The sequence below is a fragment of the Streptococcus sp. STC1396 genome (assembly GCF_058933875.1).
The window spans coordinates 12,303-36,079 of sequence record NZ_JBZYCU010000022.1 but is presented as its reverse complement, the minus strand read 5'-3'; the positions used below and the strand labels follow the sequence as shown (position 1 = coordinate 36,079).

Here is a 23,777-nt window from a genome sequence, read left to right as displayed (position 1 = left end):
ATCTTAATTATTAAGCCCTTCAAATCTATAATTAAATGCGAAAAGCGAACAAAGCAGAATTCTGATTACCAGAAAACTAGTTTTGTTCGCTTTTTATATTTGAGGTCGGACTTTTGTCCCAGACTCTGTTTTGAATTTTTGAGCTGAACTTGTGTTCCAGCAAGCAAATCAGCTGGATGGCGTTTGTCCTTACGAAGCGTTCCCATCAGCAGAAAGATCAAGAAGAGAATCCCTGCTGAAGTTGACAATAAAATTGACAGAGCATCTGCTTGATAAGCACTACGGATAGCTCCCATATGTCCCAGTTGCCAAGGGAAAAACTTGATGGCAGAGCGCAAAAGGCTGTGGGCAAAGCTCCTATGCTTGTAAACTAGCTGTAAACCTGTCCAACGCTTGCCAAAACTGCCTTTTCTATAGTCTAACCAAGCAAAGATAACAGTTAGGGGTAGGACTGAGGTAGAAAAATCCAATAGCTGGCTCTGGGCTTCAGTGAATACAGGAATGCCCCCTAGAACCAGATTATAAAAGCCCATAGCTAGTAAAAAAAGAGCAATGAGGTAGCCCGAGATGAAGAGCCAGTCGCCAAAGAGTTCTTTCAGACGAGTTTTGACAGGTATGGGATTGTCAGTTTTTGGTTTCATCTTTAGCACCTTCTTTCTTAAAATCATCAAGGCCTATAACCTTGTCCAGATACTTTTTCTTGATTTTTAGCGCCTTGTTAATAGCCATTGCTGATGCGACTAAGAGAAAGAAGGATAGCCAGACCAGTGCAGTGAATTTTGCTGGAAAGCTAGAACCTGCGAAGAAGAGAAAAATAGCCAAGGCTGATACAAAAATATATAGAACATGCCAGAAGCCATAAGATTTTACTTCCTTGTAGTAGCGATCTTTTTCGTCTTCTGAGAGGACGGGTTTTATTTCCGACTTGTCGCTTTCTTCTAAAAGCAGATAATCTGTTGTCACTTGGAAAATCTTGCTTAGCTCTACAATTTTTTCGAGCTCTGGCAGCGCTTGGTCAGATTCCCACTTGGAAATGCTCTGGCGAGAGACATTGATTTGTTCAGCTAGTTTTTCTTGTGACCAGCCTTTTTCTTTTCTTAGTTCAAATAATTTATCAGCGAGTTTCATCGTGACGGCCTCCTTTTCTTTGCTAACTCTATCCTAACAGCTTTTAGTCATCTTGAGAATACAGCTTACTGTACATTTTGTCAACCGCTGGTTGCACTTCTATTTGCAGCTTCTAGACCTAAAATATGATATACTAGATAGGCAAAATGATACAAAAAGAAGGAAGATTATGTACGAATATTTTAAAGGAATCATCAGTAAAATCACAGCTAAGTACATCGTATTGGAAGTCAACTCTATCGGCTATATTCTTCATGTGGCCAATCCCTATGCTTACTCAAGTCTGGTCAACCAAGAAACTCAAATTTATGTGCATCAGGTTGTCCGTGAGGATGCGCAGCTGCTTTATGGCTTTCGCTCAGAAGAGGAGAAGCAACTCTTTCTCAGCTTGATTTCAGTCTCAGGTATTGGCCCAGTGTCTGCCCTGGCTATTATTGCGGCTGATGATAATGCTGGCTTAGTACAGGCCATTGAGCAGAAAAATATCACCTACCTGACCAAGTTTCCTAAGATTGGCAAGAAGACAGCCCAGCAGATGGTGCTGGACTTAGAGGGCAAAGTAGTGGCGGCGGATGGTCCGGCAAAAAGCAAGGCGCCTGCCCAGACTGTGGATAATCAGGAGCTGGAGGAAGCTATGGAAGCCATGCTGGCTCTGGGCTACAAGGCTGCTGAACTTAAGAAAATTAAGAAATTCTTTGAAGGAACAACGGATACAGCTGAAAACTATATCAAGTCTGCTCTCAAGATGTTGGTAAAATAGGAGAGGGAATATGACCAAACGCTGCGGCTGGGTAAAAATGAACAACCCCTTGTATGTGGCTTATCATGATGAGGAGTGGGGCAAGCCCCTCCATGATGATCAGAAATTATTTGAACTGCTCTGCATGGAGACCTATCAGGCCGGACTTTCTTGGGAAACCATTCTGAATAAACGCCAAGCTTTTCGGGAAGCTTTTCATTTCTACGATGCCCAGAAAATTGCTCAGATGACGGATGCAGATCTGGATGGTTTGTTGGACAATCCTGACATCATCCGTAACAAGATGAAAATTTATGCGACTAGAGATAATGCCCAAGCTTTTTTGGCTGTTCAAAAGCAGTTTGGCTCCTTTAATGACTATATCTGGTCCTTTGTCGGTTTCAAAACGATTGACAATCAGGTTGTCTATTACAAGGAAGCCCCAACTAAGACAGAGCTTTCAGAAACCATGTCCAAGGCGCTGAAAAAGCAAGGCTTCAAATTTGTCGGTCCAGTTTGTGTCTATTCATTCCTAGAAGCAGCTGGCCTTATCAATGATCATGAAAACGATTGTGATTGGAAGTAGAGCAATGAAAACAAGAAAATTTCTCCTCATTTTTATAAGCCTCTATACGATCTTCTTTCTAGGTAGAGGCTTGCAACTGCTTGGGATAAATTGGTTGATTTACCCAGTTTATCTCCTCTTATTTACCTTGGGAATCTTAGCTTATCGGGAAGAATTAAAGGAGCAGCTAGCCTTGATTCTGACTAAAAAGAAGGAATTTCTAAAAACGATTTCCTTGTATATGGTCTTTGTTTTCCTCCTGTCTATTGCCTGCAACCTGCTTTCGGTTTTCATCAAGTATAGTTTGGGCTTGCCACTGCAGGGACAGAATGAAGCCAGTATTCAAGGTGCCTTGTTGAAAAATCCCTTTCTAATCTTGGTTATCGGCTGCTTTATTGGGCCAATCGTTGAAGAGTTTTTCTTCCGTCGCTTTTTCCTAGGCACCTTCTTGGCAAAATTTTCTAACTTGCTTGGAATCATTTTAACGACTTTGCTATTTGCCACCCTCCATATGCACAGCTGGGCTTTATCTGAGTGGGTGACGGCGATTTCCTATCTTGCGGGAGGTTTGTTTTTCTCGCTTCTGTATCTGAAAAAGGACAAAAATATCTGGTATCCAATTGCCCTCCATTGTTGTAACAATATCATTGCTTTTGTGATTACAATTTTTTCAATAAGCCAGTAGACTGCTAAGTCAATAAAAAGAAGATATTGTGTTCTAGTCATTTTTAAGATTATTCAGAAAGGAAATGAAGGATGGATAATAGAGTCTTAGTATATTTAGCAGAGAATCGTATCTTGGAGACGGAGCGTCTCCTCCTACGTCCCATGACTATGGATGATTTGTTGGATTATCATGAATATACTTCAGATGGAGAATTATTAAAATATGATTATCCAGAGCACCAAAGCATAGAAGAGAGCCGAGAGAGTCTTGTCTTATATAATTTAAGTGCTCCTTTGGGTCGCTACGGTATCGAGTTGAAAGCTGAAGGCAAACTAATTGGCAATATCTCTCTTCGAATAGATACAGAACAAGAAACAGCGGAAATAGGCTATACTGTCAATGCTAACTATCACAGAAAAGGCTACGCTACTGAAGCAGCATTAGCCTTGAAAGAATTGGTTCAGAAAATGCCTGAGATAAAGACATTCCTTGCCCACACGACTAAGCCTAATCTTGCTAGTCAAGGACCTTTAGAAAAAATTGGGATGACCCTGATGTGGGAAAAGGCGGGATTGAGCCTTCGCGGAGAGCCCACCATCCGTCTCCGCTACGAAAGTAAGTTAAAGAATGACGAGAAAGAAGAGGCTGGGACAAAAAGATTTCAATTTTTAAAAATCTTAATTATTAAGCCCTTCAAATCTATAATTAAATGCAAAAAGCGAACAAAGCAGAATTCTGATTACCAGAAAACTAGTTTTGTTCGCTTTTTATATTTGAGGTCGGACTTTTGTCCCAGCCTCTTTTTCTATACCCTGTGAATATTCTTACTGCCCTTTCTGCATCCAAATCTTTTCCTTGATAAAGATGCGCAGCTCATAGAAGAGCATAAAGAGGGTGGAGATGAGGAAGCCCGCCATAAAGATATGATGCAAATAAGCAAAAATAGCAATCTCAACCAAAGCGGAGAAGAGATAGAAAATGACTAAATAGTGCCATTTCTTAGCCTTACTGTCTTCAATGACCTTTTTCTCCAAGCGCTCATCCTCCTTGATGAGCTGGTCCAGACTGAGATCAAACTCGCGGCTGATAGCTATCAAGTTGCCAATATCGGGGATTCCTTTTCCGCTTTCCCAGCGAGCAATGGCAGAGCGGGAAACCTTGAGTTTTTCCGCCAAGGCTTCCTGAGTGAGTTGATGTTGTTGACGGATGTCTTTGAGAACTTGAGAAATTTTCATGATGATTCCCTTTCTAACGAAATAAATGAGTTTTTCTTTACTTTTTTCATTTTTATTATAAAAAGAAAAATCTTCTTTGCCAATAGTATCTGCCTAACAATCCAGTTATTCTCCATAACAAACAGCTTTTTAAAAGTTTTCCACAGGATGTTGACAAGTTTGTCAATAAAGTTGACAGCTCTTTTTATTTCCTGAAATGAAAATCAACTTTTTTGCTCTTTTTTGTGATAAAATAAAGCCAATTCCGAATAGTAAGGTAGGAGGTTCTATGAAAGCAGAAATTATTGCTGTGGGCACAGAGATTCTAACAGGTCAGATTGTCAATACCAATGCCCAATTTTTATCTGAAAAGCTAGCGAGTCTAGGAATTGATGTCTATTTTCAGACAGCAGTGGGGGACAATGAAAACCGTCTTCTCTCTGTCCTAGAAATTGCCAAAGAGCGCAGTGATTTAATTGTCCTAACAGGAGGCTTGGGGCCAACAGAGGATGATTTGACCAAGCAGACCTTGGCCAAGTTTGTAGGGCGGGAGCTGAGTTTTGATCCAGAGGCTGTGGAGAAGCTAGACCGTTTTTTTGCCAGCCGTCCGGATTATACTCGAACGCCCAACAATGAGCGTCAGGCTCAGTTGCTTACAGGCTCAACTCCTTTACAAAATGCAACAGGTCTCGCTGTTGGTGGCTTGCTAGAAGTTGACGGAGTGACCTATGTAGTTCTGCCAGGTCCTCCTAGCGAGCTTAAGCCTATGGTCAATAACGAACTAATTCCGCTACTTTCCACAGGTCAAAAGCTGTTTTCACGGGTGCTGCGCTTTTTTGGCATCGGTGAGAGTCAGCTAGTGACCATTTTAGCAGAAATGATTGATTGTCAAAGCGATCCGACCATTGCGCCTTATGCAAAGACAGGAGAGGTCACCTTGCGACTGTCTACCAAGGCTCTGAGTCAGGCAGAAGCAGATGCCAAGTTTGAGGCTGTGGAAAAGTCTATTTTGGCTCATGAGACTTTCGAGGGGCAGCCCTTGTCTGAGGTTTTCTACGGTTATGGGGACGACAATTCGCTTGCTCAAGTTGCCTTTGACTTGCTCAAGAGTCAAGGCAAGTCAATTTCAGCGGCGGAGAGTCTCACAGCTGGTCTCTTTCAGGCAACCTTGGCTGATTTTGCTGGAGCCTCTTCCATTTTTTCAGGTGGCTTCGTCACCTACAGCATGGAGGAAAAGAGCCGAATGCTGGATATTCCGCTGGCAGATCTAGAGAAGCACGGCGTTGTTTCCGCTTTTACAGCTGAAAAAATGGCAGAGCAGACCAGAAAGCTGACACAAAGCGACATGGCTATTAGCTTGACAGGCGTGGCTGGTCCAGACTCACTGGAAGGCCATCCAGCTGGGACCGTTTTTATCGGCTTAGCCACTACGACTGGAACGGAAATTATTGAAGTCAATATTGCTGGCCGTAGCCGACGTGATGTGCGGAAGATTGCCGTCATGCACGCCTTCAACCTCGTACGAAAAACTTTATTAAAGAACTGATTTTTGATATAATGTAAAGATGCTCAAAAGATTATTTTAAAACAGGAGAAATAAATGGCAAAGAAACAAAAAAAATTAGATGAAATCACAAAGAAATTCGGCGATGAGCGCCAAAAAGCCTTGGATAATGCCCTGAAGAACATTGAAAAAGACTTTGGTAAGGGCGCTATTATGCGTCTTGGCGAGCGGGCAGAGCAAAAGGTTCAAGTTATGAGTTCAGGCTCTCTAGCTTTGGATATCGCCCTTGGTGCGGGTGGCTATCCTAAAGGACGGATTATTGAAATTTACGGTCCAGAGTCTTCTGGTAAGACCACAGTTGCTCTCCACGCTGTTGCTCAAGCTCAAAAAGAAGGCGGTATCGCAGCCTTTATCGATGCAGAGCACGCTTTGGATCCGTCATACGCTGCGGCTTTGGGGGTAAATATTGATGAGTTGCTGCTGTCTCAACCTGACTCTGGAGAACAGGGGCTTGAAATTGCTGGCAAGCTGATTGATTCTGGAGCGGTTGATTTGGTGGTCATCGACTCGGTGGCTGCTCTGGTACCGCGTGCAGAAATCGACGGAGACATCGGTGATAGCCATGTCGGCTTGCAGGCTCGGATGATGAGCCAGGCTATGCGCAAATTGTCTGCTTCTATCAACAAAACCAAAACGATTGCCATCTTTATCAACCAGCTACGTGAAAAAGTTGGTGTTATGTTTGGAAATCCTGAAACGACACCAGGTGGCCGTGCACTGAAGTTCTATGCTTCTGTCCGTTTGGATGTCCGTGGTAATACTCAAATCAAGGGAACTGGTGATGAGAAGGATACCAACGTTGGTAAAGAAACCAAGATCAAGGTTGTTAAAAATAAGGTAGCTCCGCCATTCAAAGAAGCCTTCGTGGAAATCATGTACGGAGAAGGTATTTCTAAGACAGGTGAGTTGATTAAGATTGCGACTGATTTGGATATCATAAAAAAAGCTGGTGCTTGGTACTCCTACAATGATGAAAAGATTGGCCAAGGTTCTGAAAATGCCAAGAAATACTTGGCTGATCATCCAGAGGTCTTTGACGAAATTGACCGTCAAGTCCGTGTACGTTACGGTTTAATTGAAGTCGATGAGTCAGCAGAAGTAGCTCAAGGTAAGATTGAAACTCCTGTGGAAAAACTGGAAGAAGTGACTCTTGATTTAGATGATGCCATTGAAATTGAGGAATAATTTTTCAAAATAGGTCGCAAGACCGATGGTTTTTGTGGTATAATATACTATGATAATAGTATCGCGTAGCGAAAGGAGCACTTACATGATTACAATCTATACTGTCTCAAGTTGTACTAGTTGTAAAAAAGCAAAAACCTGGCTAAACGCACATCAGCTGACTTACAAGGAGCAAAACCTTGGGAAGGAAGGGATTACTAAGGAAGAAATCTTAGATATTTTAGCAAAAACTGAAAATGGAATTGCTAGCATTGTATCTTCAAAAAATCGTTATGCGAAAGGACTTGGTGTTGACATTGAAGACCTCAGTGTCAATGAAGTGATTGATATTATCATGACAACACCGCGGATTCTGAAAAGTCCGATTTTGGTGGATGATAAGCGTCTCCAAGTAGGCTATAAGGAAGACGATATTCGTGCTTTCTTGCCGCGGTCTGTACGAAACGTAGAAAACGCTGAAGCTCGTCTGCGAGCTGCGCTCTAACATGAAAAAAGGGGGACTGTTTAAAGTTGCCCCTTTCTTGCGTGGAGTTTTCTACATTAGCTAAGGAGGCTAAGGAGAGAACTGAACGATATTAAACGGTTATTGTTTCAAATATATTTTTATATTGAATTTACTGGAAAATAATTGACATGTAGCGGAACTGTGATAGAATAATACTTGAGGAGACTTGCCATGAAAAAAATTTTACTCGTCCTGGGGCTTGTAACGCTTATATTGACAGGATGTGGACAGAAAAAAGAAGAAAAAGCAAAGGGAAATAAAGAAGATATCACTACCAATCTTCCGATTATCAACAATGCTGAGCAACAAGAAATTATTACAAAGAAACTAGTCTTTCCCAAAGATGAGAAAGGAGCTCAGTCGAGTCAAACGATAACTTATCAAGGGAAGCGCTTTTTGACAGTTGTGATGGAGAAGATTGTGCCGACTGAAGGAGAGCTAAAAGAGGCCATCAAAGAAGTTGGTATAGAGCAAGCTCAAAAGTACTTGGATGAGTCGGTTGCTAAAGATGAAGAATATGCTCAGGCCAAGACGGTTTCAGGTTTTACAAGTTCGGTAGTCATTGCGAATGAAGATGAACTAAATATCACATCCACCTATGATTTCGAAAAGTTGGATATTGAGAAAGCTTCTTCAATGTCTTATTTTAAAAATGTTGATTTAAAGGGAATGGAAAAAATGTCTCCTGAGGAATACATCAATAATTTACTGATGAACGGAGCCGAGGAGCAACAATAAAACTTCCATCTTGAGCAGTTGACGGAAGTCTTTTGCGTATTTGTATGTTTTGTCAACAATGTAATAAAAATTTTAAAAGGAGAAAAGAAATGAAAAAATCATTCATTCTTTTAGTGGCTAGTTTGGCGGTGCTGACAGCTTGCAGTCAACAATCAAATGGCGGGCAGTCTGGTGGCAATCAATCTTCTCAAAATGCGGGCAAGGAGGCTTCAGTTACAAAATCTTATCAGTTAGATCAGAAAGTAGAAGGCCTTGATCAAACGATGACATTGACAGTTACATACAAAGGCAAGAAATATGAAAAGGTCAACATTCGTATTGACCAAAACTTGCCGGAGGAAAGCAAGGAATTCTTGGCTAATCAGGATCTGTCTTCACTAAAAGACGAGTTGATTTCCACAATTAAACAGGGTGCTGGAGTGGATAAGCTTGAAAAGGTCAAAGGCATTGAAGTTAAGGTGGACATTACTGAACAAGGTGTTGTAAATATTGAATTTATTATTGATCCTACAAATCTTGATTACGATGCTGCTGCTAAGATCCCTACTTATGGACAACTCTTTACTCAAATGAAGTCTCAGACGCCGGAAGAGTTTATCAAGTCATTTAAAGATGAAGGTGGTAAGGAAGTCGCAAATCCATCCTAATTCTGCTGATGAAAACTAGCCTTTGAAAAAGGGCTGGTTTTTTTGAACTGGTCATATGGAAAACAGTTAGAAAATGCTGAAAAAATAGAAAATTAACGTTAATTAAATTTGTGAAAAGCCTGTAAATATGCTATAATAGTAATATTCTAAAGAAAGAGGGTGTAATTGTGGGATTTACAGATGAAACTGTACGTTTTAATCTTGATGATTCAAATAAAAAAGAAATTAGCGAGACTTTGACCGATGTCTACAAGTCGCTCAATGACAAAGGATACAATCCAATCAATCAAATCGTAGGCTACGTACTGAGTGGCGATCCTGCTTATGTGCCTCGTTATAATAATGCTCGGAATCAGATTCGTAAATATGAACGAGATGAAATCGTAGAAGAATTAGTGCGTTATTATCTGAAAGGGCAAGGCATCGACCTCTGATGAGAATTATGGGACTGGATGTCGGCTCAAAAACGGTGGGTGTTGCGATTAGTGATCCACTCGGTTTTACTGCTCAGGGACTTGAAATTATTCAGATTGATGAGGAAAAGGAGCAGTTTGGTTTTGAGCGTTTGACGGAACTTGTCGAGCAATACAAGGTGGATAAGTTTGTAATTGGTTTGCCCAAAAATATGAATAATACCAGCGGTCCGCGAGTGGACGCTAGTAGAGCCTATGGTGAAAAAATTGCAGAGCTTTTTCAAATCCCGGTAGACTATCAGGATGAGCGTCTGACGACGGTAGCGGCGGAGCGCATGCTGATTGAGCAGGCAGATATTAGCCGCAGCAAGCGAAAAAAAGTGATTGATAAGTTGGCTGCTCAGCTGATTTTACAGAATTATTTGGATCGAAACTTTTAGAAAGAACTGAGGAAATAGTAGTATGGCGCATGATCATAACCATGACCACGAACATGAAGAACGTGAGTTAATCACACTGGTAGATGAGCAAGGAAATGAAACCTTGTTTGAAATTCTCCTGACCATTGATGGCAAGGAAGAATTTGGTAAGAACTATGTTCTTTTGATTCCAGCCAATGCTGAAGAAGATGAGAATGGCGAGGTAGAAATCCAAGCCTATTCATTCACAGAAAATGAAGATGGAACAGAAGGGGATCTCCAACCAATCCCAGAAGAATCGGATGCAGAATGGGACATGATTGAAGAAGTCTTCAACAGTTTTATGGAGGAGTAAAAAGGTCCGGGGGACCTTTTTAGCCCGAGCTTGAAAACTAGAGAGCGAGGAAGGTTCGAGGGACCTTTTTGATCTGTGAAAGATATTTCTGTTAAAATTTAAGCTGAAATGCAAAGAATAGAAAATAAGGGAGAAGCGAGTTGCGATTCACATTTGAAGTCTGCTTCGCTTCTCTTTTTATATAGGTGAAAAAATGAATGAAATTGAAGAATGGCTGAACAGCCGTATTGGTCTAAACTTTCGCTCAGGTCTTGATCGGATGCGGCGAGCAGTAGATTTATTAGGGAATCCTGAACGAGCTTACCCAGTCATTCATGTAACGGGAACCAACGGCAAGGGGTCGACAATTGCCTTTCTGCGGAATCTTTTTACAGATCAGGGTAAAAAGGTAGCTAGTTTTACATCGCCGCATATGGTCAGCATTCATGACCGTATCTGTATCAATGGCCTTCCGATTTCAGATGCTGATTTTATCCGCTTGGGGCGGCAGATTCAGGAGATGGAAATAGAATTGGTCAAGAGTCATGACCCGCTATCCTATTTTGAAATTTTGACCTTGCTGGCCTTTCTTTATTTCAGGGAGGAGAAGGTTGATCTGGCCCTCATCGAAGTTGGGATTGGCGGGCTTTTGGATACGACCAACGTGCTGGATGGCCAAGTTGCAGTAGTGACATCAGTGGGCTTGGATCATCAGGAGACGCTGGGGCAGACGATTACAGCTATTGCTGAGCAGAAGGCTGGAATTTTCAAGAAAGGTTGTTCTGCAGTCATTGGTCCCTTGCCGGAAGAAGCTCGGCTGGTCTGTGAACAGCGAGCAGCAGCCTTGGGCTTAGATTTTTATGAATATGGCAAAGATTTTTCTTTTTCCAACGGTTCATTTAAAAATGGAGACCTTCTCTTATCGCATGTAGTCTTGGGCCTGCAAGGTGCTTATCAGGAAGAAAATGCAGCTCTGGCCTTGCAAGCTTTTCTACTTTTTATGAAGCAAAGGGGCTGGGAGATTGATTTTTCAGTTCTTCCTTCTTCTTTGAGGGAGACTCATTGGGCGGGTCGTCTAGAGGAGATTAGTCCGGGGATTTATTTGGACGGTGCCCATAATTTGCCAGCTCTGACTCGTTTGGTGGAGTTTATCAAGGGGCAGAAGGGCAAGACCTGCAGCCTGCTGTTTGGAGCTTTGAAGCGCAAGGATTATAGCGGTATGCTGGCCTATTTGCAAGAGACTTTGCCGGAAGTTCAGGTGACAGTGACTAGCTTTGCCTATGGAGAATCCGTAGGACAAGGAGAAGCTGCGGACTTTGAATATGTGACGGATTATAGAGAATTTATAGAGAGTTTTAAGCGGGAGCAAGCTGCTGACCAGCTCCTTTTTATCACAGGATCGCTTTATTTTATTGCTGAGGTTCGAGCCTATCTTAATCGTTTATAAGTTGACCTTGGGAAGACCTGTTTGGTAAAATGGAAGTGGAACGAAGAAAGGAGAAACGATATGAAGTTTTCGAAACAAATAGTTCTTTCAGCCTTTACGGCTATGACTGTTTTTGTATTGGTGGCTTGTGGAAATTCTGGTCCGAATCAATCAAAGCAATCCTCTCAATCTCAAGCGAGTTCCTCTGTTTCTCAATCATCTGAGACGGTGTCATCAAATAGCAAGGCAAACAGTAGCGCAAATAGTAGTAGTTCAGAGTCTGCTACTTCCAGTCAAACTGCTGTCGGTGACTTAGATGGAGTCTATAAGGCGACTCATGAAGGAGATTCCCTGACCCTAGAAATCTCTGGAAATAAAGGGACGCTGACAAAAGTTGAACACGATGATGAACAAGAAATAAAGCAAGTGCAGATTGATCGAACTAATCAAACCATGATCGTTGGGGACGACGTTAAGCGCTATCGAGTAGAGGATAATCAACTAACTCTGGAAGATTTGTCGCAGGAAAATGATGATGATGACACAATCGTCTTTACAAAAGAATAAAAATTGATAGGAAGGTCCTGTTAAAAGGGGCCTTTTCATTTTTAGCAGAGTGAAGATTGTGTTAATCTTCATTTACTGTTATACTAGAATATATGTAAAAGGATGGGAGCGGGAATGAATTTCAGAAAATTTCGTTTGTTAATGTCCAAGTATGGGTTCAGTATTATTATTATGCTGCTGGAATTGATTCTGGTGTTTGTGGCCTTTTTCTATTTTAGTCAGCTTGTTCCCAATTGGTTATCAGCGCTTGTGATTATTTTTCTGTATATTGGAACGATTTTAGCGATTGTCAATCGCAATATGCCGCCAGAAAGCAAGGTAACTTGGTTATTAATCGCAGTTGTGCCGATTTTTGGTTTCCTGCTTTATCTGATGTTTGGAGAGCGGCATTTGTCCAAAAAGGAAGTCCAGCAACTAGAAAATATGGACTCGGTGAAGTTTCGAGAAGACAATAGCTATGATTTGCGGGTAGAGCTCAAGCAGGAGAATAAATCGGCTTTTGGGATTGTGAAATCTCTTTTGAGTATGGACCATAATGCAGATGTCTATGATGGGACAGCCTCGCAGTATTTCGCTACAGGTGAGGAGATGTTTACGGCCATGCTGGCTGATTTACGGTCAGCCAAGAAGTTCATTTTTCTGGAGTTTTATATCATTGATGAAGGCTTGATGTGGAATCGTGTGCTGGATATTTTGCTTGAAAAGGTCAAGCAGGGTGTTGAGGTTAAGCTGCTTTATGATGATATTGGCTGCATGGCGACTCTTCCTGGTGATTATACTCAAAAATTACGCAACCTAGGAATTGATGCCCATAAGTTTAACAAAGTGATTCCGCGGATGACGGTAGCCTATAATAATCGTGACCACCGCAAGATTTTGGTGGTTGATGGGCAAGTTGGCTATACGGGTGGCATTAATCTAGCGGACGAGTATATCAATCATATCGTTCGTTTCGGTCATTGGAAAGATGGCGGTATTCGCTTGGAAGGTCAAGCGGTGAAGGCTTTGACGCGTCTTTTCTTGATGAACTGGTACATCAATCGTGGGGAAATTACGGATTTTGACCGTTACCATTTTGATAGCCAGCGGGTTGAAGGCAAGGGGCTCTATATTCCGTATGGCAGCGGGCCTAAGCCGATTTATAAGAAACAGGTGGGGAAAGCTGTCTACCAGAATATTATCAATCAAGCCATCGATTATGTCTATATCACAACCCCTTATTTGATTATTGACTACGATCTGACAGAGGATATTAAAAATGCAGCGATGCGAGGAGTGGATGTGCGCATTGTGACACCATTCATTCCTGATAAGAAGCTGATTCAGATTGTTACGCGCGGAGCCTATCCAGATTTAATGGAGGCTGGTGTTAAGATTTATGAGTATACGCCAGGCTTTATCCATAGCAAGCATGTTGTTTCAGATGATGAGCTGGCCGTGGTGGGAACGATTAATTTTGATTATCGCAGTCTGGTTCACCATTATGAGAATGCTGTATTGATGTATCAAACGGAGACGATTTCGGTTATTAAGCAGGATTTTGAAGAAATGTTTGAAATTTGCGAAGAAATCTTGCCTGAGAACATGAACCATTCTTGGTATAAACGCTTAGTGAAAGAAATTATGCAGTTGTTTGCACCAATGTTGTAAATGAAAGATCTGAGATTCATTCAGGTCTTTTTTTGTCTCTTTTCCGAATAGTAAAAATAAAGGAAAGATTTCATGACGTTGCTGGAGATACTGTATGCAGGCCAAGAGATTTATGAAAGGAGGGCGTATCAGCGTTTTCGAGATTTAGAAAGAACAGCTCAAAAGAGTAAAAAGCAAAAAGGAATGCAGGATAAGGCTGACAGAAAGGAAGCTTTTTGATATACTATATAGGACTGATATCAAGGAGAAGCTTTTTATGCATGATATAAATGAACAACAGAATCTGGAAATTCCTGAAATGAAGACAGAAATTTCTGAAGCAAATGTAGAAGTTTCAGAGCAGGAAGGAACTCAGCGCTTTCGTAAGAAAATGAGTCCTGTTCCGCTTTTTAAAGTGCTTTCTTGGAGTATTCTTGTTAGTCTGTTCAGTGTTGTCAATCCGCTTTTGACGAATTTAGCTACAAACTTACAATCTCAGAATCTCTATGCCGGCTGGGCTATGGTACAGGGCCAAACGATTTATTCCCATATCTATGGAACTAGTGGTTTGCTCTACTATCTTATTAATTGGGCTGGCAGTATGGCCTTTGGTCAAATCTTGTTTTTGATTTTTCAAGTCCTTGCCCTTGTTTTAGCGGGAGTCTATTTATTTAAAACGATTTCCTACATTACCACAAACTCCAGTCTTGCGCAAAATCTGCTACCCTTGTTTTACTTGTTGACAGCGACGCTTGGATTTGGTGGCCTCTACTCTAGTATTTTTGTTTTTCCCTTTGTATTTTGGAGCATGTCCTTTTTGGTACGCTATGTGCAAAATGCGGTGAAAGATGAAGTTTTCATTTTATATGGTGCTGTAGGAGCCTTATCTTTCCTTGTCGAACCAATGCTGAGTATAGTCTTTTATACCCTAGCAGGTCTAGTTCTGTTTGCGTATAATATTGCATCCAAGCGCAAAGCAAGGGGGCTTTATCAATGTTTAGCTGTCCTGCTTGGTTTTTCTCTGCTCTTTTATCCTTTAGGATATTACACGGTGTGGAATGGCTCTTTTGGGGTAGCCATTAGTCAGGTTACCTATGCCATTGATGCTTTTAAATTGACGGGCAGCCAGCTGCCGAGTAATGCTCTCTATTATGGTCTGCTGACGATTGGGCTGGGCTTTGTAACAGCTTTCGTTTTGGGCTTTCAATTTAAAAAAGAAGCTGCAGTTGTTCGTCTTATACGTATTCTCAGTTTATTTGGTTTTCTGACCGTCTTCATTGGAGCGCTGGGCTTGCCTGAACAGGGGGCTTATCAATTGCTCCCGGCTTTGCCATTTGTTATTATCTTGTTTGCCCTATGGTTTAACAAAAATGGGGAAACTAGTGTAGAAAACGAAGGGAGACGCCGTCGTGAACGGCACAAGACATCCGTTTGGAATCGTTATTTTTCAAAACAGGTCTTTTTGCCTCTTGTGGCGATGATTTACTTGATTGGCTTTCCTCTTGTACAGGAGTATATTCTGTCTAATGGTGTTTCTGGCGAAAGAGCGATGGCAGCTCGGTACATCCGGGAGAATAGTTCCGCCAAAGATATGATTTATGCTTGGGATAATACAGCTAGTCTCTATCAACAGAGCCAGCGTCTGTCTGCTGTTTCAATTCTGACTCCGTCCCTTTACACAGGAACAGATGAAAATCAGATTTATTTGCGAAATACCCTAAATCAAGTTGAACCAAAATTTATTTTAGTAAATAATCATATTCAACTTCTGTCTGATGTAGATACAAAAATTTCTAAAAACTATAAAGAAACAAACCTTAAACTCAGTCACTTCAAGCTTTATCAGCTCCAATAATAAAAACAATATGTTGTGTGTGAAATAAAAAAAACAGATTTTCACCACAACATGTTGATTTTTTATTTTGGAGTGATATAATGTTTGGTAGATGACTTATTAAGAAGAGGAAGTGTTCGTGATGATTTTAAGAGAAACAAAATTTGATACAGCCCCAACCATCTATGTTGAAAAACGGGATGGCCGGAGAGTAAATTTTGATGTCAGTAAGATTTACAAGGCCATGGTTCGGGCAGCTCAAGACATTGGCCCCATGACGCCTATGCTGGAAGCTAAACTGGAAACCATCACGGACCGTGTTGTGGCCGAGATTTCTAGTCGCTTCGCTAAGTATGTCAAAATCTATGAAATTCAGAATATCGTTGAGCATGAGCTTTTGAATGCCAAGGAATATGCCATCGCGGAGAACTACATCACTTACCGCACCCAACGGGATTTTGAGCGCTCAAAAGCGACAGACATTAATTTTAGCATTGACAAGCTTCTCAATAAAGATCGTACGGTGGTCAATGAGAATGCCAATAAGGACAGCGATGTTTTCAATACCCAGCGGGATTTGACAGCTGGGATTGTCGGCAAGTCCATCGGCCTTAAGATGCTGCCGCCTCATGTGGCCAACGCCCACCAGAAGGGTGATATTCACTACCATGATTTGGACTACAGCCCTTATACACCGATGACCAACTGCTGTCTGATTGACTTTGACGGAATGCTGAAAAATGGCTTCAAGATTGGCAATGCAGAGGTAGAAAGTCCCAAGTCTATCCAGACTGCGACGGCGCAAATCTCACAGATTATTGCCAATGTAGCTTCCAGCCAGTACGGCGGCTGTTCGGCCGATCGGATTGACGAAGTCTTGGCGCCCTATGCTGAGCTTAATTATCAAAAGCATCTCAAGGATGCGGAGCAATGGGTTTTGCCGGATAAGCAGGAAGAGTACGCTTGGGCGAAGACCAAGAAGGACATCTACGATGCCATGCAGTCGCTGGAGTATGAGATCAATACTCTCTTTACCTCTAACGGTCAGACTCCTTTTACCTCGCTGGGCTTTGGTCTTGGCACCAATCGTTTTGAGCGGGAAATTCAGAAGGCTATTCTCAATATCCGCATCAAGGGACTGGGAAGCGAGCACCGCACAGCGATTTTCCCTAAGCTGATTTTCACCCTTAAGCGTGGGCTCAATCTCGAGCCGGGAACGCCTAATTACGACATCAAAGAACTGGCTCTGGAGTGTGCCACTAAGCGCATGTATCCAGATGTCCTTTCCTATGACAAGATTATCGACTTGACTGGATCCTTCAAGGTGCCGATGGGCTGCCGTTCTTTCCTGCAGGGCTGGAAGGATGAAAATGGTCAGGAAGTCAACTCCGGCCGTATGAATCTAGGTGTCGTTACTGTCAATTTGCCGCGGATTGCGCTTGAATCCGAGGGGGATTTGGATAAATTCTGGGAACTCTTTAACGAGCGGATGAATATTGCTGAGGACGCTTTGGTCTACCGAGTGGAGCGGACCAAAGAAGCCAGTCCAGCCAATGCACCGATTCTTTATCAGTATGGGGCTTTTGGCCAATGTCTGGGCAAGTATGATCAGGTAGACCAGCTCTTTACTCACCGTCGTGCAACGGTCTCCCTAGGCTATATCGGTCTGTATGAAGTGGCAGCAGTCTTTTATGGTGGTGACTGGGAGACCAATCCAGAAGCCAAGGACTTTACGATTGCCATTGTCAAAGATATGAAGCGTAGGGTGGAAGAGTGGTCAGATCAGTATGACTATCATTTCTCTGTCTACTCGACGCCATCTGAAAGTCTGACCGACCGTTTCTGCCGTTTGGATACAGAGAAGTTTGGGGTTGTTCCGGATATTACTGATAAGGAATACTATACTAACTCCTTCCACTACGATGTGCGCAAGAATCCAACGCCTTTTGAAAAGCTGGACTTTGAGAAGATTTATCCTGAAGTAGGAGCCTCAGGCGGCTTTATCCACTACTGTGAATACCCTGTTCTGCAGCAAAATCCCAAGGCTCTGGAAGCTGTCTGGGACTATGCCTATGATCGGGTCGGCTATCTGGGAACCAATACACCGATTGACCGCTGTTATAAGTGCGGCTTTGAGGGAGACTTCACGCCAACCGAGCGGGGCTTCACCTGTCCAAACTGTGGCAACAGCGATCCTAAGACGGTCGATGTGGTCAAGCGGACCTGCGGTTACTTAGGAAATCCGCAAGCCCGTCCAATGGTCAATGGCCGACACAAGGAAATATCAGCTCGGGTCAAGCACATGAATGGCTCGACCATCAAGTACGAAGGAAATTAAGATGGGAAAGTATCAATTGGACGACAAAGGAAAGGCTCAGGTGCAGCGTTTCCATGAAAAACATTCGCAGGGAGGCAGCGGCAAAAAAGAACGATTGGCCAAACTGCGTCAGCAATTTTTAGAAAAGAACAAGAAACAATAGAAGTCAGAGTGGGGCGCAAGGCGGTCTCACTCTCTTCGTATCAGGAGGAAGTATGGAGCTGAGACGACCGAAACTAGAAGACAAGGAAAAGATTTTAGAGATGCTGGCTGACTTTGAAGCAGCTGGCAGCCGGCAGGATGGCTTCTTTGGTGGAGTGGATTTTGTCTACGAGGACTGGCTGGAGACGATTCAGCTCGCCGAAGCTGGTCTAGGCTTGCCAGAAGGTTTTGTGCCTTACATCCAACTAATCTCTTTTGCTGCAGATGGTCAGGCAGTGGGCTTTCTCAATCTGCGCTTGCGGCTCAATGACTATTTGCTCCAAGAAGGCGGGCATATCGGTTATAGTATCCGTCCTTCTGCGCGTGGGAAAGGATTGGCAAAAGAGCAGCTGCGACAAGGCTTGCAAGTAGCCAAAAGTAAAAATATAAAACGAGTCCTAGTGACTTGCGATAGTGACAATGAAGCCAGCCGAGCAGTGATTTTAGCTAATGGCGGAGCTTTAGAGGATATTCGAGCTGGGAAAGAGCGTTATTGGATTGATATAGATTGAGGAAAGCCTATGAAGTTACGACAACCAACTTTGGAAGATAAAGACGCGATTTTAGAGATGATTGCGGAGTTCGATGCAGCAAAATCCTATATGCACGGTGGCATGGGCTCCACTTGGAAGCGAGCAAAGGATTATGAAGATTGGTTACAAATGGTGAGACGGCAGGAAGATGCGGCAAACTTGCCAGCAGGCTGGGTTCCTGCCATTCAATTTTTATCCTTTGATGAGACCGGCTTGCCTCTGGGCTTTTTAGCTCTGCGCTTGTCTTTGAATGACAAATTATTTGTGGAGGGCGGGCATATTGGCTATTCTATCCGCCCCAGTCAACGCAGAAAGGGCTTGGCTAAGTTGCAGCTAGAGCTAGGACTAGCAGAGGCTCGAAAGCAAGGACTAGAACGAGTGCTGATTACCTGCGATGAAGACAACGAAGCCAGCCGCCGCACGATTCTCTCCGCTGGAGGTGTTTACGAAAATACAATCGATAGAAGTCAGCGTTACTGGATAAATTTGGAGGATAAAGATGAATAATCCTAAACCCCAAGAATGGAAAAGTGAGGAGTTGAGTAAGGGGCGAATCATTGATTATAAGGCCTTTAATTTTGTAGATGGCGAAGGCGTCCGCAACTCCCTCTATGTCAGTGGCTGTATGTTTCACTGTGAGGGCTGCTATAATGCAGCAACTTGGTCCTTCAACGCTGGCATTCCCTATACCCCAGAGCTGGAGGAGCAGATTATGAAGGACTTGGCGGAGCCCTATGTGCAGGGGCTGACTCTCCTAGGCGGCGAGCCTTTTCTCAACACAGGCATTCTTCTGCCCTTGGTCAAGCGGATTCGGAGAGAGCTGCCGGACAAGGATATCTGGTCCTGGACAGGCTACACCTGGGAGGAGATGATGCTGGAAACGGAGGATAAGCTGGAGCTACTGAGTCTGATTGACATCTTGGTGGACGGCCGTTTTGATATCACAAAGAAGAATCTCATGCTGCAATTCCGCGGTTCTTCTAATCAGCGCATCATTGATGTGCAGAAGTCACTTCGGGCAGGTGAGGTAATCATCTGGGACAAGCTCAATGACGGGCTGCAGGCCTATGAACAAGTTGACCGAGATAAACTAGTGTAATGAATAAAGTGTAACCAGTGGGTTTAGTATTTTATCCTTATTATAAATCAAAAAAGTGTAGATTCTTACTGGTAATAATTCAAAGCGCTATTTTTGACGAAAGAATTACTTTTTTTAAGTCAATATCCAAGACTAGCAGAGTAATGATCGTCGCTATTTTTATACATATTTCCGAAACGAGCGGTGCCTATTTTAAGGCATCGTTTTCTTATTTTGATTTTAAAAAGGGCATCTATTTTAGATTTAAAATTGTTCACAAAAAAGTAGAAACTTTTTACAATTATGTAATATTCTTAAGAATTTCTTAAAAAAGGGGGACTTTTGTGATATAATAAACTAGAGTAATTTCACATAGAAGGTAGTTAACGGTAATGTCTCATAAAAGAAGGATCTCGTCAAAGAACACAAAACGTTTTAGAATTCTGAACAGTGCACTCTTGGGTGTCTATGCTTTGTTAGCAGCCCTGCTAATTTTTACGATTATTCGCTACAATTTATTGGCTTTCCGATATTTGAATATTGTCGCCATTTTTTTCATTCTGCTGGTAGCAGTCGCATCGGCCTTTCTTATCTTTAAAAATAAGGCGCGTGTTACTACCAGCATTGTTCTTATTCTGGCTCTGTTTGCGGGATCCATATCTATGTATGCTTTCAAGGAAGTCATGGATTTATCGAGTGGTTTGAATTCTACTTCTAATTATTCAGAATATGAAATGAGCATTGCTGTTCTGGCAGACAGTGAAATTACAGATGTTAAGGATTTAACAAATGTTTTAGCTCCGACGGGGACAGATGCTGACAACATCAATGCGCTGACGCAGAATGTAGCTCAACTAAAAAAAGTTGACTTGACAGTTGACACAGCAACATCTTACTTAGCTGCCTACCGGTCTCTGACAAACGGGGAAGCAAAGGCCATTGTTTTGAATAGTGTGTTTGAGGATACGCTTCGCAGTGAGGATCCAGACTACGCTTCCAAGATTAAGAAAATATATTCTTATAAATTAACTAAAAAGATTGAAACAGCCATAGGGAAACAAGATCCAAATGCGGATGTCTTCAATATTTATGTTAGTGGAATTGATACGTACGGGCCGATTTCATCTGTGTCTCGTTCCGACGTAAATATCATTATGACAGTCAATCGTAAGACTAAGAAAGTCTTGTTGACGACAACGCCACGAGATGCCTATGTGCCAATCGCAGACGGCGGTCTCAACCAATCTGACAAATTAACCCATGCTGGGATCTACGGTGTTGATGCTTCCGTTCACACCCTAGAAAATCTTTATGGGATCGACATCAATTATTATGTTCGTCTCAATTTCACCTCTTTCTTGAAATTAATCGACTTACTTGGTGGAATTGATGTTTATAATGACCAGGAATTTACTGTGGGAAATACAAACTATCCGATCGGAACGATCTCTCTGAACTCAGAACAAGCGTTAACCTTTGTTCGGGAACGATATTCCCTTAGCGGTGGCGATAACGATCGCGGAAAAAATCAAGAAAAAGTAATTGCGGCCATTATCCAGAAATTAACGTCAACAGACGCCTTGAGAAATTACAATGGTATTATCTCTGGTCTGCAGGATTCTGTGCAAACAAATATGAGCCTTGAAACCATGGTTAACTTAGTGAATACACAGCTAGAATCTGGTGGTAGTTATAATGTAGTTTCCCAAGCCCTAACAGGAAATGGAACGACTGGCCTGCCATCTCATGCCATGCCAGATGCTAGTCTTTATATGATGGAAATTGATCAAAATAGCTTGAATGCGGCTAAAGCAGCCATTCAAGATACTATGGAAGGAAAGTAAAACATGATTGATATTCATTCTCACATTGTTTTTGATGTTGATGATGGTCCGAATACGATTGAAGATAGCAGAGCTTTGCTAGAAGAAAGCTATCGCCAAGGAGTGAGGACGATTGTTTCAACTTCTCATCGCAGAAAAGGAATGTTTGAGACTCCGGAAGAAAAGATTGCAGCAAACTTCAAGCAAGTACAGGAGTTGGCTAAGGAAATTGCAGATGATTTGATGATTCTTTACGGAGCAGAAATTTATTATACAAGTGATGTCCTAGAAAAGTTAGAGCAGGGGCGAATTCCCAAATTAGGGGGGACGACTTACGCTTTGATTGAGTTTAGTATGAGTACTCCTTACAAGGAAATTCACTCAGCTTTGAGCAATGTTTTACGTCTGGGTATGACTCCGGTAGTTGCTCATATTGAGCGTTACCATTGCTTAGAAAATGATGAGAAAAGAGTCCGTGAGTTGATAAATATGGGTTGTTATATGCAGATTAACAGCTCCAGTGTTCTGAAGCCAAAATTGTTTGGTGACAAATATAAATTTATGAAAAAACGAGCTCAATTCTTTCTTGACCATGATTTGGTGCATTTTGTAGCGAGTGATATGCATAATTTGGCTTCCCGTCCACCATATCTAAAAGAAGCCTATGATATCATTGCTAAGAAATACGGAGAATCATATGCAGAACGAATATTTAGAAAAAATCAAGAAATTCTGTTAAGTGATGAGTTTATTTAATTTGCGGAGCGATTCCTCGCATTGGTAAACCATCAATCTTAATTTAGGAGAAAAATAGGAAAATGAATCAAGAAAATCAAATGGTTGAAATCGACGTCTTGTCCTTGTTGAAAACAGTCTGGAAAAGGAAGTTTCTGATTGTTTTGACAGCTTTAGTAATGGCTATTTTAGCATTGGGTTACAGTGTGTTTTTAGCGAAACCTTCTTATCAGAGCACGACACGGATTTATGTTGTCAATCGTCAGCAATCTGACAACAATGCTTTGACAAATCAAGATTTGCAAGCAGGGGCTTATCTGGTAAAAGACTATAAAGAAATCATTTTATCACAAGACGTTTTAGCGAGCGTGATTTCAGAGCTAAATCTGCCGACGACACCGGCTGGACTGTCGGCAAAAGTGACTGTTGCAGTACCGACCGACACACGGATTGTATCAATCACCGTAGCGGATGGGAATCCGAACGAGGCTAGCCGCATAGCCAATACGCTTCGCGAAGTGGCTGCAGAAAAAATCATTGCGGTTACTAAAGTGTCAGATGTTACAACCTTGGAAGAAGCGGAAGTACCTAAAGAGCCATCTTCACCAAATATCCGCCGCAATGTGTTGCTTGGCTTCCTTGCGGGAGGCGTTGTGATGGTTGTAGTTGTACTGTTGGTAGATATTCTAGACGACCGAGTGAAGAAGCCAGAAGATATTGAAGAAGTTATGGGTTTGACCTTGCTTGGCGTTGTACCTGACATGAATAAACTGAAATAAGGAGATAGTATGCCGAGATTAGAATTATCAAGAAGCAGAAAAGCTTCTATTGAGAAGACAGAAGAGTATTACAACGCCCTTCGTACCAATATCCAGTTGAGCGGGGACAACCTCAAAATTATTGCCTTGACCTCTGTTCAGCCCAATGAAGGAAAGTCAACGACTTCAACAAATCTGGCCATTGCCTTTGCCAGAGCTGGTTATAAAACTATTTTGATCGATGCGGATATCCGAAATTCAGTCATGTCTGGGGTCTTCAAATCAAAAGAGAAAATAACTGGTTTGACAGACTATTTGGCAGGAAAAACGGACCTTTCCCAAGGTTTGTGTGAAACGGATGTAGAAAATCTCTTTGTCATTGAGTCTGGACAAACCTCTCCTAATCCAACAGCGCTTCTTCAGGGCAAAAACTTTGACTCTATGATGAATGTTTTACGCAAATATTATGATTATGTTATTGTTGATACACCACCGATCGGTCTTGTTATCGATGCAGCCATCATTGCACAAAAATGTGATGCTTCTCTCCTGGTCACAGAGGCAGGAACTGTCAAACGCAAGCTGGTTCAGAAGGCTAAAGAACAGCTGGAACAAACAGACACACCATTCTTAGGAGTTATTTTAAATAAATACAATGTGGCTATGGATAAATATGGCTCATACGGAATCTATGGTGCGTACGGCAATTACGGGAACTATGGGAAAGAAAATACTAAGTAGATAATATAAATCTGGGG

The 23,777-nt window shown here is 42.1% G+C and carries 28 protein-coding genes; 25 read left to right on the top strand and 3 right to left on the bottom strand.

Annotated elements, in window-relative coordinates:
• Positions 1 to 65: 65 nt before the first annotated feature.
• Positions 66 to 641 (bottom strand): RDD family protein, encoded by a 576-nt coding sequence (locus AC5FEC_RS08290; protein ID WP_493661881.1) that lies wholly within the window; start codon positions 639 to 641, stop codon positions 66 to 68.
• Positions 625 to 1,128 (bottom strand): helix-turn-helix domain-containing protein, encoded by a 504-nt coding sequence (locus AC5FEC_RS08285; protein WP_493661880.1) that lies wholly within the window; start codon positions 1,126 to 1,128, stop codon positions 625 to 627. Before AC5FEC_RS08285 ends, AC5FEC_RS08290 begins: the two co-directional genes overlap by 17 nt.
• 169 nt (positions 1,129 to 1,297) lie before the next feature.
• Here AC5FEC_RS08285 and ruvA point away from each other — a divergent pair, with 169 nt between their 5' ends.
• From ruvA to AC5FEC_RS08265, 4 genes are all read left to right on the top strand, one after another.
• Positions 1,298 to 1,888 carry a Holliday junction branch migration protein RuvA gene (gene ruvA, locus AC5FEC_RS08280; RefSeq protein WP_493661879.1) on the top strand — a complete coding sequence of 197 codons (591 nt, stop codon included), beginning with the start codon at positions 1,298 to 1,300 and terminating at the stop codon, positions 1,886 to 1,888.
• Positions 1,889 to 1,898: 10 nt separating this feature from the next.
• A complete protein-coding gene (locus AC5FEC_RS08275) occupies positions 1,899 to 2,453 on the top strand; it encodes a DNA-3-methyladenine glycosylase I (RefSeq protein ID WP_493661878.1) in 555 nt (184 codons plus the stop codon).
• Between the two features lie 4 nt (positions 2,454 to 2,457).
• On the top strand, positions 2,458 to 3,117 hold the full coding sequence (locus tag AC5FEC_RS08270; protein WP_493661877.1) for a CPBP family glutamic-type intramembrane protease: 660 nt from the start codon (positions 2,458 to 2,460) through the stop codon (positions 3,115 to 3,117).
• 71 nt (positions 3,118 to 3,188) lie between these two features.
• A complete protein-coding gene (locus tag AC5FEC_RS08265; protein WP_493661876.1) occupies positions 3,189 to 3,917 on the top strand; it encodes a GNAT family N-acetyltransferase in 729 nt (242 codons plus the stop codon).
• Between the two features lie 6 nt (positions 3,918 to 3,923).
• Here AC5FEC_RS08265 and AC5FEC_RS08260 read toward each other — a convergent pair whose 3' ends face one another.
• Positions 3,924 to 4,334, bottom strand: coding sequence for a helix-turn-helix domain-containing protein (locus AC5FEC_RS08260; RefSeq protein WP_493661875.1), 411 nt, complete (start codon positions 4,332 to 4,334; stop codon positions 3,924 to 3,926).
• A 268-nt stretch (positions 4,335 to 4,602) separates the two neighbouring features.
• Between AC5FEC_RS08260 and AC5FEC_RS08255 the strand changes: the two genes are divergently transcribed.
• The 21 genes from AC5FEC_RS08255 (at position 4,603) to AC5FEC_RS08155 (ending at position 23,760) form a co-directional block, all read left to right on the top strand.
• Positions 4,603 to 5,859 (top strand): competence/damage-inducible protein A, encoded by a 1,257-nt coding sequence (locus tag AC5FEC_RS08255; protein ID WP_037618301.1) that lies wholly within the window; start codon positions 4,603 to 4,605, stop codon positions 5,857 to 5,859.
• Positions 5,860 to 5,913: 54 nt separating this feature from the next.
• Positions 5,914 to 7,062 (top strand): recombinase RecA, encoded by a 1,149-nt coding sequence (gene recA / locus AC5FEC_RS08250; RefSeq protein WP_037618299.1) that lies wholly within the window; start codon positions 5,914 to 5,916, stop codon positions 7,060 to 7,062.
• Between the two features lie 85 nt (positions 7,063 to 7,147).
• Positions 7,148 to 7,546 carry a transcriptional regulator Spx gene (gene spx, locus AC5FEC_RS08245; RefSeq protein WP_062201466.1) on the top strand — a complete coding sequence of 133 codons (399 nt, stop codon included), beginning with the start codon at positions 7,148 to 7,150 and terminating at the stop codon, positions 7,544 to 7,546.
• Positions 7,547 to 7,738: 192 nt separating this feature from the next.
• Positions 7,739 to 8,305, top strand: coding sequence for an SP0191 family lipoprotein (locus AC5FEC_RS08240; protein WP_148880862.1), 567 nt, complete (start codon positions 7,739 to 7,741; stop codon positions 8,303 to 8,305).
• Between the two features lie 89 nt (positions 8,306 to 8,394).
• Positions 8,395 to 8,952 (top strand): SP0191 family lipoprotein, encoded by a 558-nt coding sequence (locus AC5FEC_RS08235; protein WP_037618293.1) that lies wholly within the window; start codon positions 8,395 to 8,397, stop codon positions 8,950 to 8,952.
• Between the two features lie 167 nt (positions 8,953 to 9,119).
• A complete protein-coding gene (locus AC5FEC_RS08230; RefSeq protein WP_005592119.1) occupies positions 9,120 to 9,386 on the top strand; it encodes an IreB family regulatory phosphoprotein in 267 nt (88 codons plus the stop codon).
• Entirely contained in the window at positions 9,386 to 9,805 is a 420-nt protein-coding gene (gene ruvX, locus AC5FEC_RS08225; protein ID WP_148880860.1) for a Holliday junction resolvase RuvX, read from the top strand. Before AC5FEC_RS08230 ends, ruvX begins: the two co-directional genes overlap by 1 nt.
• Before the next feature lie 22 nt (positions 9,806 to 9,827).
• Positions 9,828 to 10,139, top strand: a complete 312-nt coding sequence (locus AC5FEC_RS08220) for a DUF1292 domain-containing protein (protein ID WP_493661874.1) — start codon at positions 9,828 to 9,830, stop codon at positions 10,137 to 10,139.
• Positions 10,140 to 10,332: 193 nt separating this feature from the next.
• Positions 10,333 to 11,565 carry a bifunctional folylpolyglutamate synthase/dihydrofolate synthase gene (locus tag AC5FEC_RS08215; protein WP_493661873.1) on the top strand — a complete coding sequence of 411 codons (1,233 nt, stop codon included), beginning with the start codon at positions 10,333 to 10,335 and terminating at the stop codon, positions 11,563 to 11,565.
• A gap of 60 nt (positions 11,566 to 11,625) precedes the next feature.
• Positions 11,626 to 12,111, top strand: a complete 486-nt coding sequence (locus AC5FEC_RS08210; RefSeq protein ID WP_493661872.1) for an SP_0198 family lipoprotein — start codon at positions 11,626 to 11,628, stop codon at positions 12,109 to 12,111.
• A gap of 114 nt (positions 12,112 to 12,225) precedes the next feature.
• Positions 12,226 to 13,761 carry a cardiolipin synthase gene (gene cls, locus AC5FEC_RS08205; protein ID WP_493661871.1) on the top strand — a complete coding sequence of 512 codons (1,536 nt, stop codon included), beginning with the start codon at positions 12,226 to 12,228 and terminating at the stop codon, positions 13,759 to 13,761.
• Positions 13,762 to 14,017: 256 nt separating this feature from the next.
• Entirely contained in the window at positions 14,018 to 15,595 is a 1,578-nt protein-coding gene (locus tag AC5FEC_RS08200; RefSeq protein ID WP_493661870.1) for a putative glycosyltransferase family protein, read from the top strand.
• 121 nt (positions 15,596 to 15,716) lie between these two features.
• Positions 15,717 to 17,912, top strand: a complete 2,196-nt coding sequence (nrdD, locus tag AC5FEC_RS08195) for an anaerobic ribonucleoside-triphosphate reductase (protein WP_493661869.1) — start codon at positions 15,717 to 15,719, stop codon at positions 17,910 to 17,912.
• A gap of 1 nt (position 17,913) precedes the next feature.
• On the top strand, positions 17,914 to 18,054 hold the full coding sequence (locus AC5FEC_RS08190) for a hypothetical protein (RefSeq protein ID WP_002894059.1): 141 nt from the start codon (positions 17,914 to 17,916) through the stop codon (positions 18,052 to 18,054).
• Between the two features lie 52 nt (positions 18,055 to 18,106).
• Positions 18,107 to 18,604, top strand: coding sequence for a GNAT family N-acetyltransferase (locus AC5FEC_RS08185; RefSeq protein ID WP_493661868.1), 498 nt, complete (start codon positions 18,107 to 18,109; stop codon positions 18,602 to 18,604).
• Positions 18,605 to 18,613: 9 nt separating this feature from the next.
• Entirely contained in the window at positions 18,614 to 19,132 is a 519-nt protein-coding gene (locus tag AC5FEC_RS08180) for a GNAT family N-acetyltransferase (protein ID WP_493661867.1), read from the top strand.
• On the top strand, positions 19,125 to 19,724 hold the full coding sequence (gene nrdG / locus AC5FEC_RS08175) for an anaerobic ribonucleoside-triphosphate reductase activating protein (protein WP_493661866.1): 600 nt from the start codon (positions 19,125 to 19,127) through the stop codon (positions 19,722 to 19,724). Before AC5FEC_RS08180 ends, nrdG begins: the two co-directional genes overlap by 8 nt.
• Before the next feature lie 371 nt (positions 19,725 to 20,095).
• Positions 20,096 to 21,547 (top strand): LCP family glycopolymer transferase CpsA, encoded by a 1,452-nt coding sequence (cpsA, locus tag AC5FEC_RS08170; RefSeq protein ID WP_493661865.1) that lies wholly within the window; start codon positions 20,096 to 20,098, stop codon positions 21,545 to 21,547.
• 3 nt (positions 21,548 to 21,550) lie between these two features.
• Entirely contained in the window at positions 21,551 to 22,282 is a 732-nt protein-coding gene (gene cps4B, locus AC5FEC_RS08165; RefSeq protein WP_493661864.1) for a capsular polysaccharide biosynthesis protein Cps4B, read from the top strand.
• Between the two features lie 62 nt (positions 22,283 to 22,344).
• On the top strand, positions 22,345 to 23,040 hold the full coding sequence (locus tag AC5FEC_RS08160) for a CspC family polysaccharide chain length determinant protein (RefSeq protein ID WP_493661863.1): 696 nt from the start codon (positions 22,345 to 22,347) through the stop codon (positions 23,038 to 23,040).
• Positions 23,041 to 23,049: 9 nt separating this feature from the next.
• Positions 23,050 to 23,760, top strand: coding sequence for a tyrosine-protein kinase (locus AC5FEC_RS08155; RefSeq protein ID WP_493661862.1), 711 nt, complete (start codon positions 23,050 to 23,052; stop codon positions 23,758 to 23,760).
• Positions 23,761 to 23,777: the final 17 nt, after the last annotated feature.

Bases quoted from the DNA above. Each gene is read 5' to 3' on its own strand.
- cps4B (WP_493661864.1), top strand. From the start codon at position 21,551: ATGATTGATATTCATTCTCACATTGTTTTTGATGTTGATGATGGTCCG.
- AC5FEC_RS08240 (WP_148880862.1), top strand. From the start codon at position 7,739: ATGAAAAAAATTTTACTCGTCCTGGGGCTTGTAACGCTTATATTGACA.
- AC5FEC_RS08155 (WP_493661862.1), top strand. From the start codon at position 23,050: ATGCCGAGATTAGAATTATCAAGAAGCAGAAAAGCTTCTATTGAGAAG.
- ruvX (WP_148880860.1), top strand. From the start codon at position 9,386: ATGAGAATTATGGGACTGGATGTCGGCTCAAAAACGGTGGGTGTTGCG.
- AC5FEC_RS08285 (WP_493661880.1), bottom strand. From the start codon at position 1,128: ATGAAACTCGCTGATAAATTATTTGAACTAAGAAAAGAAAAAGGCTGG.
- cls (WP_493661871.1), top strand. From the start codon at position 12,226: ATGAATTTCAGAAAATTTCGTTTGTTAATGTCCAAGTATGGGTTCAGT.
- AC5FEC_RS08180 (WP_493661867.1), top strand. From the start codon at position 18,614: ATGAAGTTACGACAACCAACTTTGGAAGATAAAGACGCGATTTTAGAG.
- spx (WP_062201466.1), top strand. From the start codon at position 7,148: ATGATTACAATCTATACTGTCTCAAGTTGTACTAGTTGTAAAAAAGCA.
- AC5FEC_RS08255 (WP_037618301.1), top strand. From the start codon at position 4,603: ATGAAAGCAGAAATTATTGCTGTGGGCACAGAGATTCTAACAGGTCAG.
- AC5FEC_RS08270 (WP_493661877.1), top strand. From the start codon at position 2,458: ATGAAAACAAGAAAATTTCTCCTCATTTTTATAAGCCTCTATACGATC.
- AC5FEC_RS08260 (WP_493661875.1), bottom strand. From the start codon at position 4,334: ATGAAAATTTCTCAAGTTCTCAAAGACATCCGTCAACAACATCAACTC.
- AC5FEC_RS08215 (WP_493661873.1), top strand. From the start codon at position 10,333: ATGAATGAAATTGAAGAATGGCTGAACAGCCGTATTGGTCTAAACTTT.
- nrdG (WP_493661866.1), top strand. From the start codon at position 19,125: ATGAATAATCCTAAACCCCAAGAATGGAAAAGTGAGGAGTTGAGTAAG.
- AC5FEC_RS08235 (WP_037618293.1), top strand. From the start codon at position 8,395: ATGAAAAAATCATTCATTCTTTTAGTGGCTAGTTTGGCGGTGCTGACA.
- AC5FEC_RS08210 (WP_493661872.1), top strand. From the start codon at position 11,626: ATGAAGTTTTCGAAACAAATAGTTCTTTCAGCCTTTACGGCTATGACT.
- nrdD (WP_493661869.1), top strand. From the start codon at position 15,717: ATGATTTTAAGAGAAACAAAATTTGATACAGCCCCAACCATCTATGTT.
- ruvA (WP_493661879.1), top strand. From the start codon at position 1,298: ATGTACGAATATTTTAAAGGAATCATCAGTAAAATCACAGCTAAGTAC.
- cpsA (WP_493661865.1), top strand. From the start codon at position 20,096: ATGTCTCATAAAAGAAGGATCTCGTCAAAGAACACAAAACGTTTTAGA.
- AC5FEC_RS08265 (WP_493661876.1), top strand. From the start codon at position 3,189: ATGGATAATAGAGTCTTAGTATATTTAGCAGAGAATCGTATCTTGGAG.
- AC5FEC_RS08200 (WP_493661870.1), top strand. From the start codon at position 14,018: ATGCATGATATAAATGAACAACAGAATCTGGAAATTCCTGAAATGAAG.
- AC5FEC_RS08275 (WP_493661878.1), top strand. From the start codon at position 1,899: ATGACCAAACGCTGCGGCTGGGTAAAAATGAACAACCCCTTGTATGTG.
- AC5FEC_RS08185 (WP_493661868.1), top strand. From the start codon at position 18,107: ATGGAGCTGAGACGACCGAAACTAGAAGACAAGGAAAAGATTTTAGAG.
- AC5FEC_RS08160 (WP_493661863.1), top strand. From the start codon at position 22,345: ATGAATCAAGAAAATCAAATGGTTGAAATCGACGTCTTGTCCTTGTTG.
- AC5FEC_RS08190 (WP_002894059.1), top strand. From the start codon at position 17,914: ATGGGAAAGTATCAATTGGACGACAAAGGAAAGGCTCAGGTGCAGCGT.
- AC5FEC_RS08290 (WP_493661881.1), bottom strand. From the start codon at position 641: ATGAAACCAAAAACTGACAATCCCATACCTGTCAAAACTCGTCTGAAA.
- recA (WP_037618299.1), top strand. From the start codon at position 5,914: ATGGCAAAGAAACAAAAAAAATTAGATGAAATCACAAAGAAATTCGGC.
- AC5FEC_RS08220 (WP_493661874.1), top strand. From the start codon at position 9,828: ATGGCGCATGATCATAACCATGACCACGAACATGAAGAACGTGAGTTA.